The 13,880-nt window shown below is 51.8% G+C and carries 10 protein-coding genes; 7 read left to right on the top strand and 3 right to left on the bottom strand.

Features of this window, described 5'->3' with window-relative positions; translation table 11 throughout:
- Positions 1 to 41: 41 nt before the first annotated feature.
- Together DEF47_RS06495 and DEF47_RS06490 are read left to right on the top strand one after the other, a co-directional pair.
- Entirely contained in the window at positions 42 to 1,904 is a 1,863-nt protein-coding gene (locus tag DEF47_RS06495; protein WP_012190868.1) for a cation:proton antiporter domain-containing protein, read from the top strand.
- On the top strand, positions 1,901 to 2,980 hold the full coding sequence (locus DEF47_RS06490) for a potassium channel family protein (protein WP_012190869.1): 1,080 nt from the start codon (positions 1,901 to 1,903) through the stop codon (positions 2,978 to 2,980). Before DEF47_RS06495 ends, DEF47_RS06490 begins: the two co-directional genes overlap by 4 nt.
- On the opposite strand, the gene DEF47_RS06485 is transcribed toward DEF47_RS06490, so the two are convergent.
- On the bottom strand, positions 2,968 to 4,083 hold the full coding sequence (locus DEF47_RS06485) for a DUF3824 domain-containing protein (protein WP_012190870.1): 1,116 nt from the start codon (positions 4,081 to 4,083) through the stop codon (positions 2,968 to 2,970). The two genes, DEF47_RS06490 and DEF47_RS06485, sit on opposite strands and share 13 nt — an antisense overlap.
- 116 nt (positions 4,084 to 4,199) lie before the next feature.
- Positions 4,200 to 5,087: an LppM family (lipo)protein gene (locus DEF47_RS06480; RefSeq protein ID WP_012190871.1), complete on the bottom strand. Its 888-nt coding sequence runs from the start codon at positions 5,085 to 5,087 to the stop codon at positions 4,200 to 4,202.
- A gap of 121 nt (positions 5,088 to 5,208) precedes the next feature.
- Here DEF47_RS06480 and DEF47_RS06475 point away from each other — a divergent pair, with 121 nt between their 5' ends.
- The 4 genes from DEF47_RS06475 (at position 5,209) to DEF47_RS06460 (ending at position 11,305) form a co-directional block, all read left to right on the top strand.
- On the top strand, positions 5,209 to 7,071 hold the full coding sequence (locus DEF47_RS06475) for an immune inhibitor A domain-containing protein (RefSeq protein ID WP_012190872.1): 1,863 nt from the start codon (positions 5,209 to 5,211) through the stop codon (positions 7,069 to 7,071).
- A gap of 43 nt (positions 7,072 to 7,114) precedes the next feature.
- Entirely contained in the window at positions 7,115 to 8,788 is a 1,674-nt protein-coding gene (locus tag DEF47_RS06470; protein ID WP_012190873.1) for an ATP-binding protein, read from the top strand.
- Positions 8,789 to 8,803: 15 nt separating this feature from the next.
- Complete coding sequence (locus DEF47_RS06465; RefSeq protein WP_012190874.1) at positions 8,804 to 9,781, top strand: YecA family protein; 978 nt, start codon at positions 8,804 to 8,806, stop codon at positions 9,779 to 9,781.
- A 138-nt stretch (positions 9,782 to 9,919) separates the two neighbouring features.
- On the top strand, positions 9,920 to 11,305 hold the full coding sequence (locus DEF47_RS06460) for a helix-turn-helix domain-containing protein (protein WP_012190875.1): 1,386 nt from the start codon (positions 9,920 to 9,922) through the stop codon (positions 11,303 to 11,305).
- Here the strand turns inward: DEF47_RS06460 and DEF47_RS06455 are convergent, their stop codons facing one another.
- Entirely contained in the window at positions 11,306 to 12,040 is a 735-nt protein-coding gene (locus DEF47_RS06455) for a metallophosphoesterase family protein (protein ID WP_012190876.1), read from the bottom strand.
- Between the two features lie 250 nt (positions 12,041 to 12,290).
- Here DEF47_RS06455 and DEF47_RS06450 point away from each other — a divergent pair, with 250 nt between their 5' ends.
- Positions 12,291 to 13,772: a GerMN domain-containing protein gene (locus DEF47_RS06450; protein ID WP_287045031.1), complete on the top strand. Its 1,482-nt coding sequence runs from the start codon at positions 12,291 to 12,293 to the stop codon at positions 13,770 to 13,772.
- Positions 13,773 to 13,880 lie beyond the last annotated feature (108 nt).

Genomic DNA, 13,880 nt, shown 5'->3' with positions numbered 1-13,880 from the left:
AGGTTTGTGTCAATGTGGCAAGGCGCACAGAAAGGAGTTGTATGGATGCACATAGTTTGTTGTTGATGGCGGGGATGGTGATTTGTTTTGGGATTGCCACCTTCGTGCTGGCCGAACGAATTGGCATCCCGTCGATTGTATTGTTGCTGTTGGTGGGAGTGCTGGTTGGCCCCGAAGTTTTCGGCTTGGTTGATCCATCGGCCTTAGGGGTTGGGCTGCGGGTGTTGATTCCGCTGTTTGTGGCGATTATTGTGTTTGAAGGTGGTTTGGTGCTCGATATCAACGATTTGCGCCGTTTATCCTACCCATTGCAAATGTTGATGAGTGTTGGAGCCTTGGTGACATGGGGCAGTGCAACCCTGGTAGCACATTTTGTGGCGGGATTATCGTGGCCACTGGCAACCCTGTTTGGAGCATTAATGAGCGTGACTGGGCCAACCGTGATCACGCCTTTGATGCGGTGTAGCAATGCCAAAGAACGCTTAAAAGTGTTGTTACAAGCGGAAGGCGTATTGGTTGATGCGGTTGGGGCAATTTTGGCGGTGGTTGTGCTCGATGTTTTGCTTACCAGCGGCACAACGATTAGTGGAGCCTTCGATTGGGCCGAACGCTTATTGATTGGCTCGTTAATTGGCTTGATTGGCGGCATTGGCTTAGCCTATGCGTTGCGCTTTATTGGCTCGAAACTTAATGCTGAAACCACCCGTTTGAGCGCGTTGGGTGGCGCAATCGCGATCTTTATTATTGCCGAAGCAATTTCGCATGAGGCTGGCATTGCGGCAGCAGCAGTTTCGGGGATTGTCGTTGGCAATATCGATTTTCCCCACGAAGAAGAAGTTGTGTTGTTCAAGGGCGACTTAACCATGCTGGCAATTACGATTATTTTTATTTTGCTGGCAGCTCGTTTGAAATTTGCCGATTTGGCCGCGCTTGGCTGGTGGGGTGTGTTAGCGGTTGTATTGATGATTGTGGTGGTGCGGCCATTGTGTGTCTTTGCTTCGACGCTTGGCTCAACCTTAACTTGGCGCGAACGAGCATTTATTGCTGCGGTTTGCCCACGCGGAGTTGTCGCCGCTTCAGTTGCCACCTTTGCCGCGATCTCATTGGAAGAAGCCGGATTTGCTGGGGGCAATTTGTTGATTGGCTTGGTCTTTATGACCGTGATTGGCACAGTTGTGTTGCAAAGCTTCACCACCCCATTGTTTGCCCGTTTGTTAGGAGTTGAACCGATGACCACTTTAGTTATTGGCGCGAATGATTTGGGCCAGCTGTTTGCCCGCCAACTGCATAGCCAACATCACGATGTAGTCGTAATCGATACCGATCAGCAGTTGATCGATCGAGTGCGCCAGCATGGCATTAGCACAATCACTGGTGATGCGACTGATCTGCAAGTGTTGCGTAAAGCTGGCGTTGAACGGGACAAAGCGGTTGTAGCCTTGACCCCGAGTGATAAACTCAATCTGTTGGTGAGCCAAGTTGTGCGTTCGCATTTCAAGGTTACAACAATTGTGGCTCAGGCTGAAAATGAGAGTACCAGCAGTGTTTTGCGCGATCTTGGCATTACGGTTTTGAATCCCTTACAAGCATCGGTTGATGCTTTAACCCAATTGGTTCAAGGCCCATCAGCCATGAGCATGCTCTTAAGTCATCAAGCCGACCAAAGCATTTACGAAGTTGAAGTATCCAATCCGCGGGTGGTGGGTAAGCCGTTGAAACAGCTTAATTTGCCAAATAATGTCTTGATTGTGGCAATTCGGCGGGCGGGCAACTTATTTGTGCCCGATGGTCAAACCCAATTGCAAGCAGCCGATCAACTAACCTTGATTGGCACAGCCAGCACAATTCAACAGGCTGATCAACAACTGCGTGAGGGAGCGAGCGAGGCAATGTATCAAGCATGAAACCAGCCAAAACCCCTAGTCGCAAAGCGCGTTGGCGAAGACTGATCGCGGCCTCGTTGCGCGATGGTTGGATTGTGTTTCGCGATTCGGGAATTTGGCTGGGTTTATGGCTTTTGTTGTGGTTGGGGTTTACCCTGGCAATTTGGGCAGGCACGCGCCCAGTTTTAGCTTTTAACCAAGCGCTCTATCAAGCATTTAGCCAAATGACCCTCAACCCCGTGCCACTGCCTGAGCCATGGTGGCTGCAAGTATTGTTTTATCTCGCTCCAGCCTTGAATATTATTTTGCTGGCGCGAGGTGCGCTCAATATGGGTATTTTGCTGTTCGATAAACGCAATCGGCGGGAGGCTTGGCAAATGGCGTTAGCATCAACCTATCGTGATCATATTATTGTGTGTGGTTTGGGCAAAATTGGCTATCGGGTGGTTGGGCAATTGCTGGCCAGCGGCTGCGATGTGGTGGTAATTGATGCTCACAACGATGGGCCGTTTCACGAATTGGTGATGGGTCAGCATGTGCCAGTGATTATTGGCGATGCTCGTCAGCCTGAGCTGCTGCACGAAGCAGGTTTGCGCCATGCCACCTCGCTCACTGTGGTTACTGGCGACGATTTGACCAACCTCGATATTGCCTTGACCGCCCGCGAATTGCATCCTGATATTCATATTGTGATGCGGGTTTTTAACGATTCATTGGCGAGCAAACTTAGCTCAGCCTTTCATATTCAGACCGCATTTAGCACCTCGGCGCTGGCCGCCCCAACTCTTGCCGCTGCGGCCTTGGGTCGCGGCATTACCAACGCCTTGTATGTGGCAGGCAAGTTGCTCTCGACGGTGGAAATTACGGTAGCCCGCGATGGCATTTTTGATGGACGCTTGATCCAGACGGTTGAAAATCAGCACGATATTTCGGTGCTTTATCGGCGTGGGCGCAATGGCGAAGATTTACGCCCACGCGGCGATGAACGTTTGAGCAGCGGCGATCAATTGGTGATTATCGGGCCGTTGGCAGCGATTAATCAGATTCAAACGCTGAATAAACCGAATGCCGCGCCGCATGCGCCCTATCGACTTTGAGCATCATCGTTGGAATCTTGCCAACTTCCCAGCGAACGAGTTGGCGTGCGGCCACCAAATTCAGTTGGAGCTGAGCCAAATGCGGTTGGCTGCTCGTAGCTATTGCTGGCTTGAGCTGAGGTTATTGTCGCTTGATAACTAGCAGGTTTTGGTACATACGGCGAAATGCTATCGCTTGGTTGGTAGCTCTCAGGTTTAGGCTGATAGGCGGCAACCTGATCATTTGGTTGGTAGCTTTCAGGCTTGGGCTGATAGCTGGGTGTTGCTAAGGGGGTGGTTTGGCTGCCAGGTTGGTAGGCTGGCTCGCCATTACTTGGGCCAGCAGGCACCAAATCATAAGGCTGGGTATTGGTTTTGCGCCGACTCAAAATAAAGCCGATGCCGACCAAGATTAACCCAACCCCAACCAAACCACCAACGCCCCACAAGGCCCATTGCGGCACACCAGCGCTCAGCGTCCCCACAATTTCAAGCTGATAATCGCGGCTCAAAGGATAGGGAAAATCATAGGTGATGCTGGTTTGCTGCTCGTTGAGCGTGGCAATTTCGCGCTCGTTCCAGCTGCTAATCGCTTCGGGGAAGCGAATTGTCCAGCTGGTGGTGGGGCTAGCAACCAAGCCTGAGCCAAACAGCTCGCCTGATTCTGTACTTCCCAACATTGAATTTTCACCATTTTTGACCGTTGCCTTGAGCTGAACCTCATTGCCATTTTGCTCGATTGCTACATCCTCAAAGCGCACCAAACTATAAAGTTCGTTTAATTCGCTGCTGGTCAATTGATCTTTGAGCATGGCCAGATCGCGAAATTGCATGCGAATTAATGTGCCCCGATATTGACCATCTTCACTGGTCCAATTTTCGTTGCTGGCTTGCCATTCAGCGGGCAGCAAATCGGCGATTGAGCCTAATTCACTGAGCGCATCATCGAGCACATCGGTGCTTGCGCCACTTCCGCCCATCTCAGCAAAATCGAGAAATTGTTGCGAAAACCCTAGTCGAATTTCATAAACACCGCTGGCATCGGCATTAAATTCAGTTTGTTGTTGCTGACTCACACAACCACTCAACAACACCAGCCCGAGAAGCAACAACCAATAACGCATACAGCAGCCTCCGTTGATCAAAAATCGCTCACTATCATCGTACCGCAATTTGTTAGCTAAAACGCCAACACTCCGCCGTAAAGACGGAGCGTTGGCTCAAAAGGTTTCAAATTGGCTTATTGTTTGCGGTTAGGGTCGTTGTTTGGGTCGTAATAGCCTTGTTGTTGATTTTGTTGGGCATTGGGGTCGTAGGTTTGACCACCATATTGTTGATAACCAGCGGCAACTGGAGCAGCTTTGCGGCGGCTCATCACGAAGAAGCCAACGCCTGCCAAGACTACCAACAAGCCAACGCCACCAAGGATCAATGGCAAATTACTGCCGCCAGCGCCACCACTCTTGGTTGAAACGGCCTTAAGGGTATATTGAGCAGTTTTATCAACTGGAATTTTCCAAGTAACGGTGCTGCCGTTGACGGTTGCAATATCGGCTGGCTCAACGCTGCTCACTTCACCTGGCAAAGTTACTTGCCAAACGATCACAGCCTTTTTCAACGAATCGCCCATGCCAGGCATGCCAGCGCCTTCGCTCTCGGCAGCCGCAGCCAAATCGGTGGCCATGGCATTGCCAGATACAGTGAAGGTTTCGCCATCATCGGTTACTTTAAGATTCGATAGCGCTTGACCAGTTGGGCTATCGCTGCTGCCTGAGTCAGTCAAAAATTGGCTCAACTGCTCGTTCAAGGTTGCAAGATTAGCAAATTTCATGTTGATCTGCACGCCTTGGAACTCGGTTTCGCCAAGCTTTTCTTTCCAATCGCTGGTGGTTGCGCTCCACTCAGCTGGATAACCTGAAACATCATCTTTGGTTTGTTTAAAGGGATCTTCGCCCTCAGTGCCACCCATGCTTGCCATCATGGCCATTGTTTCGGCATCCATACCTACTTTAAACGTATTTGTGCCACTGCCATCACCGCTGATTGTGGTTTCGACTTGTGAGGCAACACAACCGCTCAAGGCAATTGCTAATACGCCCAACAACATCCGACTCATCCACTGTTTCATGGGCTTCGCTCCTTCAATAAACTGGCTAACGGAGGATACTGCGATTATAGATGGCAATATATGCCATGTCTACCAAGGTTCTGTGCTATCCTGATAGCAAAATTGCGATAAGGATAATGGTATGCGTCGCTGGCGAATCTGCCTTTTGCTGTGGATGTTGGTGGGTTGTAGCGCAACCGCACCGACAACCAGCACCCAAATTCCAATTCAACCAAGCTTGCCAACTCCAGCTCAAACTCTCAGCCCGACTCAAGCATTGGCCACAAGCATCCCAATAATTGCCGATGAAGCGGCGGTGGAACGAGCCAGCCAACAAGGGCTTGAGCGCGATTTAGCCCAACTTGCCGTTGATTGGCGCTTGATTAGCGAAAAACCTCAACCACTGCGTTTGGAAATGCCCCCACCATACGAGCGCCGTAGCTTTTGGGTTACCGATTTAACCAGCAATCAACAGCGCAATATCAGTGCCACCCTTCAACTCAGCACCACCCACTTATTAATTTATGTCGCCGATGATTTGCCGGTTGAGCAACAAGCGCTGATTAATGCTGCTCAGCAATTTGAACAGGTTGGTTGGCCGTTGCTAGCCAAATGGTATCCGCAACAGGCTTGGCCCCAAGTACCTGTAACCGTCTTGAATGCTGCGGTCAACGGGGCGGGCGGCTATTACGCCAGCGATAACGAATTACCCCAAGCGATCAATCCATATTCCAACGAACGCGAGATGTTGGTGATTAACGCTGCGGCCATGCCACCCAGCGATTTTGGCTATGTCGCCACGTTAATTCACGAAATGCAGCATCTGTTGCATCGGAATGTGCTGAGCCACCCCGCCACTTGGCTCAACGAAGGCGCTTCGATGTTGAGCGAAGATCGTTCAGGCTATAGCAACGATAGCTTGGCACTCGATTTTCTGGCCTCGCCGGATACCCAACTCAATGCGTGGGCCAGCAGCCCTGGCACTGCGCTCAAACATTATGGCGCGGCTCAGCTGTTCCTCAGTTACCTTGATCAGCAACTCGACGGCTTGCCGATGGGAACCTTGGCGGCGGCTGATGCTGGCGATAATTTGACCAGCATTACCAGTTTGATGACCACCCGCTATCCCGATTTAACCAGCTTTGATCAGCTGTTTGCGGCGTGGGCAGTCGCCAATTGGGTGAATGATCCAACGGTGGCTGATGGCCGTTATGGCTACGATCTGCCCCGCGCTGTGTTGCCAGAGCAGGCCCAGAGCAGCGAACAAAACCTGAGCATTCGGCAATTTGGCAGCGATTATTTGGCCTTTGAGAACGCCAGTAGCGAACGAACGCTCGAATGGCAGGGCAACAACACAGTGCCTATTTTCGCCGCCGATGTGACAAGTAGCGCCACATGGTGGAGCGGGCGTGGCGATGCGCGGGTCAGCACGCTCACCACAGCAATTCAAGTGCCTAGCGCGGGCGGCAGCCTGATTTATCGACGGTGGTTTGATTTAGAGCAAGATTACGATTATGCCTATCTCAGTCTTTCGCAAGATAACGGCCAAACCTGGCAAGCAATTGCGACCCAAGCCAGTACTGGAGCCAATCCGGTTGGCTTGAATATTGGGGCTGGCTGGACAGGCCAACAAACCACGTGGCAAGCAGAAAGCGTTGATCTCACGCCGTGGGCAGGCCAACAGATTCAATTGCGATTTTGGGTGATCAACGATGAAGCGTATAATGCTGCTGGTTTAGCCTTGAGCGATCTGACAATCGATGGGGTAACGGCTGAATGGGTTGGGACTGGCTTTGTGCCAGTTCGTAATCAATTGGCACAGCGTTGGGTGCTCACGGCGGTGCTCTATGATCAAGCTGGGGTTGCGGAAGTTGTCTCAATTCCAACCGATAATGGCCAAGCGCGTTGGCTGATTCCGGCCAATCGGCGAGCGGTTTTGGTGGTCAATGCCACAACTCAAGGCACCACCGAAGCAGCCAATTACAGCTATAACGTCACACCGTAGTATAATTGGGCAGCCCTAGCTTAGATGGATTGAGGATTGGCTCATGACTGAAAGCGTCGCAATGACTGAGCAGCCTAGTCAAACAGCTGCGATAACTCTCCCACGTTCGCCCTTAAGTCGGTTGTTGTTGCCAATTGCCTTGGTGGTGTTGGCGCTTGGTGCTGGGCTGGCAGCGTGGAGCGGATTTAATTTTGGCCCACAAACGATGCTGATCGGGGCGATTGCAGGCGGAGTTGGCGCACTGGCCGCTTTGGTTGGCCTGATTGCTGGCTTGCGTCGGCGCTTGCCCTTGAGTGGTTGGGCCTTGATTGTGGGTACGCTCAGCATCGCTTTGGGTGCAACCATGGTCTTCCCTGAACAACGCGAATTGGCGATTATCAGCGCCGCCCTGCCGGTTTTGTGTGCCGCGCTGACCTTGCGCCCCTTGCACACTGCTATTGTTACGGTTGTTAGTTTAGCGAGTTTATGGGCGGCGGCCTATTTTGCTGCCGCCGAGCCAAGCACTAATCAGTTAATTCAATGGAGCTTGCTCAGTGCCTTTGTGCTCGTGATCAGCATTTTTGCCTTGGTTTGTAGCGCAGCGCTCCGTGCTTTTGATCGCCAGCAAACTGTCGGACATGAATCAACCACCCAACTCAATAAGCAACTTGGCGAAGAGCAAGAACGGGTCGAACGCGCCGCCCAATTGTTGGTGCAAGAGCGTGATCGACTGGCGGCGGTGCTGGGCGCAGCGAGCGATGGCGTGGTGTTGGCCGATAGCAATGGCATCATTTTGCAGGCCAATGCTGCTGCCCGCCAACTGTTGAATGAAGCGTTTGGCGGCACGCTCGAAGGCCAAGCACTCAACCAGTGGAGCCAAGAAAACACGGGCCGTTTGCGGGTAATTAGCAACGAACGCGAAGGCGAACGCCAACGGGTGGTTTTTGAGCAACAACAAGGCACGCGCAAACCCGTAATTGGCCTTAACCAAGTGCCAATTCGCAGTAGCGCCGGCAGTGTCTTGGGCTATGTTGGGGTTTTCCACGATAAAACCACCGAATTAGAAGTTGAAGAAATGCGTTCGCAATTACTCGATTTCCTCGTGCAAGATATGCATGATCCGCTCAACTCGGTGTTGGCAGCCCAAGATACCTTGTTGGCTGGCGATTTAGGCGATGGCAATGAGCGGGTTTTATCGACCGCCCGCCGCACAACCTCGCGCTTGGTTGAGCTAACCAATACCTTGATGGAAATGAGCCGTTTGCATGGCGACCCCAATAGCCTGCATCGTTTGGCCAACCCATTGCGCCCATTGATCGAAGGCAGCATCGCCCAATCAACACCACAAGCCCAACAACGGGCAATCAACTTGGTGTTGGAGTATGGCGCAGATAGTGGTGGCCTCGCCTTCGATGCTGATAAGATGCGGCGGGTGATGAGCCACTTGCTTGATAATGCTTTGCGTCGCAGCCCAGCCTATAGCACGGTGCGGGTGCAAGTGAGCAACACGGGCGGAAATGCCCAAGTACGGATCGCCGACCAAGGCCCAAGTATTCCGGTGGAACTCGCAGGCCGCATTTTTGATCGCTTCAGCAAACAGGTTGGCGAACAACGGATCGGCGGGGTTGGCCTAGCCTATTGCAAACAGGTGATTGAGGCTCATGGTGGCCGAATTTGGGTCGATAGCACGCCTGGCAAAGGCAGTACCTTTATCTTTAGCATGCCCTCAGCAGCATAATCTAGGAGTAGTTCCATGGCAAAAGTAGGCCGCAACGACCCCTGCCCATGTGGCAGTGGCAAAAAATATAAGCAATGTCATGAAGCAGCTGACCGTGCGCAGGAAGACCAGTTGCGCTTATTACGCCGTGCCCAAGATCGCTTGTTTCCTAAATTAATTGACGCGACCCAAAGTGATGAATTGGCGCTCAGTATGCCTACATTATTTGAGCAATATTGGGGTGGGCGCTACACTGCCGCCGATATGAGCGAGCTTGATGAGCTGGAAGATCGCGGCTCAGAGCGCTTTTTGACCTGGCTGGCCTTCGATGCTCAAAGTGGCGACGATGGCTCAACCTTGGTCGAACGAATCGCCGCCAATCCGCCAGCTGAGCTTGAGCTTGACGAACATGAGCTGAATTTGCTGCCAACTTGGGCTGGCATTCGTTTGCGCCCTTATCTGATTACAGAAATTATCAAGGGCAAAGGCGCGTTGATTCAAGAGGTTTTGACCAAAGAAACCTTTACCTTGCGCGACCATGCTGCCGCCAAGCGCTTGGAAGAAAACGAGCTGATTTTTGCCCACCTTGTGCCAGTTGGTGAAGAATACTACATTGCTGGTGCAGCGGCTCAAACCACGCCCGACACGGTAGAGAAACTCAGTGAATTCTTGGCAGTTAGCTTGGAAGCTTGGCAATTGCGCAATCCTGAGGCCGATCTGAATCAGTTTGTGCGTGAAAATAGCTATCTCTTCAATCATTTTATCTCAGTGTTGCCACGCGAAGCCAAAGAACCATCACGCTTCGACGACTTGATGCTCCGTGGCCGCACCGCCTTGCTGATGACCAAACAATCGTTGGGGATTGGCAATGACGATGATGACGATGACGATGAATTCGATGATCAGGCTGATGATGATCAAGTTGATGATGACGATGATCAGGCTGATAATGATCAACCTGATGATGATCAACCTGAAACGCTAACCGATTCAGACCAACAGCCAAGCAAATAACCCTATAGCATCATTTAATCAGGGGTAGGAATGAGCCTAGGCCACATTCCGCCCCTGATTGTTGATTAAACCTTTGACTTTGCTGCGGCGTTCAGCTACCATGCAATGGATGGAGAATTGGCTCAGGAATTGAGGAATATGTCTGATCAATCACCACTCAGCGAGCGTGAAATCGAGGTCTTGCGCCAGCTCGCGCTGGGGGCAAGCAATAACGAAATTGCCAATACGCTGGTCATCAGCCCCAACACAGTCAAAGTGCATATTCGCAATATCTACGCTAAGCTGGGGGTATTATCACGGGCTGAGGCGACGCTTGAGGCTGTGCGGCGCGGCCTGATCGAGGTTTTGAATACTCCAAATTCAGTGCCCGAGCCTGAGCGCATTCCTGAGAGCGAGCCGCTCGTCAGTATTCCAATTGATGAGCCAATCGCGCCTGAACCAATGCAGATACCTAGCACGACTCAGCCGATCACAACTCCAGCACCCGATCCGATTACCCCAGTGATCACCCAACCAACCAATCAAATTACAATTCCCCGAGCCTATGCATTGGCGATTTTGGGTGTGCTATTTGGGCTGATTGTGGCAGTGGTGGCAATTGGCTGGTTTGTGGTACGCGGCAACATCACGCCAACCACCCAGCCTGCGACAACGCTTGTGAGCAATGTTTGGCAACCACTGACCGCACTGCCCGAGCCAACCTACCAACATGCCGGGGTTTTTCTAGCCGATAGTTTGATTGTGATTGGCGGCAACACTGATACTGGCGTGGTGGCGCATACCCGTCAATTGAATTTGGCAACCGGGGCGTGGCGTGAACTGGCTAGCAAGCCAACGGCGGTGGCCTCTAGCGGCGCAGTGCAGATTGCTGGCCAAATTTATGTAGCAGGTGGCCGCGATAAAAATGGTGCGGCTAGTAATATTTTAGAGATTTTTGACCTAGCCCAAAATCGTTGGCAAACTGGCCCAGCCATGCCTGCCCCACGCGCCAATGCCATGATTGCCGCTATCGATGGCAAAGTTTATGTGTTTGGCGGCGAGAATGAGGGGATCATCGCCGATACCAGCTTTATTTATAGCCCCGATACCCAAAGCTGGAGCCAAGGCCCGGCCATGCCATTGGCCTTACGTGATGCAGCCATTGCCCAAAGTGGCGGCGATGTTGTATTGATCGGCGGCCAAACCTCAACTGGCCCCAGCCTTGGAACCTGGCGTTTACAAACTGGCACATGGCAAAAAATAACCGATCTGCCAGCCCCACGAGTTGACGCTGGCGCGGTTTATATCACCAATCAGATCTATTTGGTGGGTGGAGCTGAGGGCGACCAAGCTATTTTGGTGTTGCAAAACAATATCTGGAATGCAACCGATTTGCGCACCGGCCATGCAATCAGCGAACACCTCGTGCTTTCAAATGCTCGGGATATTTATAGCATTGGTGGTTGGAACGGCACGAATGCGCTCGCTGAAACCCGTAGTTGGACTCCGATTACCAATATCTTCTTGCCAAGTGTGGGCAAATAGCTACATGCCAAAACTCAAACGGGCTGCCAAAATATTGGGCAAGCCATGTTCGAGCATCAAGGTTTGGGTGCGCCGAATATTGTAAGTTGTGCGATGGAAGCTGACCGTTTGTTGCTCATCGTCATAAATTGCCCAACCTGAACGGGCATCACCATCGCGGGGTTGACCAACCCCACCAGCATTGATGATATAGCGCTTATCAGGTTGCAGCTTGAGCACCAATTGGTCGGTTGGAATCGTCGCAGTGCAATGATCGCCAAGCATATCAGCGGTAAAAATTACAGGCTGATGGGTATGGCCCACAAAGCAAATCGGTGTGCTAAAATGATCGAAGGAATAGGTTGCCCCGACAGTATCGAGTAAATATTCCCAAACAGGGTCGCGTGGGCTACCGTGCGCCAAGGTAACCATATCATTAACCTGTTGCATTGGGCTTAGGCTCAGCAAAAACTCGCGATGCTCCTCGGTTAATTGCAAGCCATTCCATTCATTGGCAATCCGAGCATCACGATTAAAATTGGTCAAGGGAATTGTGCCAAGGCAACCAAGGTCGTGATTGCCGACCAACATCGCTTGCTGGCGTTCACGCATGAGCGCAACACATTCATTTGGTTGAGGCCCATAACCAACCGTATCACCCAAACACCAAACCGAATCGACCTCGCCTGCTGCTCCAAGAACAGCTTCCAGTGCGGCTAAGTTAGCATGAATATCAGCAAGAACCAGAACCCGCATGTGTTACCTTTCTGCAATCAAGCGCTGTTTCTGTGGCAAGGGTTGGTAGAGTATAATGGCGGTCAGAAGCCTTTGTTGAGCTTGAACGAGGAACGTCGTGGAACCAGTGCATCACTGCCCATATGTGGGCCTTAAACAAAATCGTGCGATTCGTTTCGCGAGTCCTACGCCGGAGCACCGCTGCTACATGACGGGTGAGGCTCACGACATCCCAGTGCCCCAAGCCTCGTTTTGTCTAAGTAGCAACCATGTGCGTTGCCCATTATATGCAGGTGAAGATCTGCCGGTTGCGCAGGTTATCAGCACGCCTACGCCAGTTGCGGTGGGTGGTTGGCGCGGCTGGCTGGCTGGTTTATCGACCCGCGATCGCCGCATTTATGCCACCTTGGTGGGCCTACTTGGCTTAATTATTGTGGCCTATGCGATTAGCGGCGTTGTTTTATTTAGCAACCCCGATAACCCTGCCACGCCTAGCGCTACCTCGCAAGTGCTTCAGCCAACATCCGATAGCCCAACATTAACGGTTTCACCATCGCCAAATGCCTTTGCCACAGCAGCGGTTCGTCAAACTCAAACAGCCGAAGTTATTGCTCAAACCACTACCGTCACTCCCTCGGTCTCTGCTACGTCATCGGCTTCTGCAACCACTCAGGTGATTCTTGCATCGCCAACCTTTGTTATTGTACCGCCAACTGAAGATGTGATTGTCGCCTCTGCTACTCCTAGCATTCCGTTTGCCACCGATCTCCCAACCTTTGAGCCAACGTTATCGCCAATTGCGACAACTGCCGTGCCAACGCTTGAACCAACCGCAGAACCGACTGTTGAACCAACTCTTGAGCCAACGCTCGAACCAACAGTTGAGCCGACTGTCGAGCCAACGCCTGAACCGATCCCTGAGCCAACTGCTCAGCCGACCGAGGAAACTGGCGGTCGCGAGGTTAATCAATTAACCTTGTTTTTTGCCGATAGCACTGGCCAAGTGTTAGTGCCAGTCTCGCGCCAGATTGCGGCAACTCGTCAGTCACGGACTGCCGCAATCCAACAGTTAATTCAAGGTGCACGCAGCGATTTGCGTAGTTTGTTGCCCAGCGATACCCAATTACTTGGGCTACGCTTGAATAATGGCATTGCTACCGCTAATTTTAACCGTATCCCGACGTTTGGCAATTCAAGCCTCGAAGATTTGGGTTTGCGTTCGATTGTGTTGGCCTTGACTGAGCAACCAGAGGTTAAGCAGGTGCAAATTCAAGTCCAAGGCCAAAATTTAGGTGGCCTGCGCTATCGTCCCAATGTCAACCCCGATAATCCGCAGGGTTTAAATGGTCAGTTTAACACAACTTCGTTCTTGCCGTTATATTTTCAGCAAAGTAGTGGCCGTTGGGTGCGGGTGATGCGGCTTGTGCCAAGCACCAAAACCGAGGCCCGCGCTACCGTCAATGAGCTGATTCGCGGAGCTGGCCGTTATAGTCATGTTGTTAGTAGTGCCATCCCGAGCGCCAGCCAAGTACGGCGTTTGGTGATTGTTGATGGGGTTGCTCAACTTGATCTTAGCGCTGAATTCAGCCAAACCAGCAATCCGCAGGCGGCGGTTGATGCCTTGGTCTTGGCGTTAACTTCGTTCAGTAGTGTGCAACAGGTACAGATTACCGTCGAAGGCCAATCGCTCAGCAGCATTTGGGGCGCAACATTCAGCAATCCTTTCGTTCGCCCACAACTTAACCCTGAATAGCATTAATTGGGGATCGGTTGTTGGGGGTTGGGGATCGGGACGTAGGGCTATTGGCTTTTGGCTATGGAATGGTGTATTGGATTACCATTCCCTCACCCCTGGCCCCTC

Source organism: Herpetosiphon sp. (genome assembly GCF_003512625.1).
Taxonomy (GTDB): Bacteria; Chloroflexota; Chloroflexia; order Chloroflexales; family Herpetosiphonaceae; genus Herpetosiphon; species Herpetosiphon aurantiacus.
Note: the sequence above shows the minus strand (reverse complement) of the source record. Positions and strands in the feature narration are given on the sequence as shown.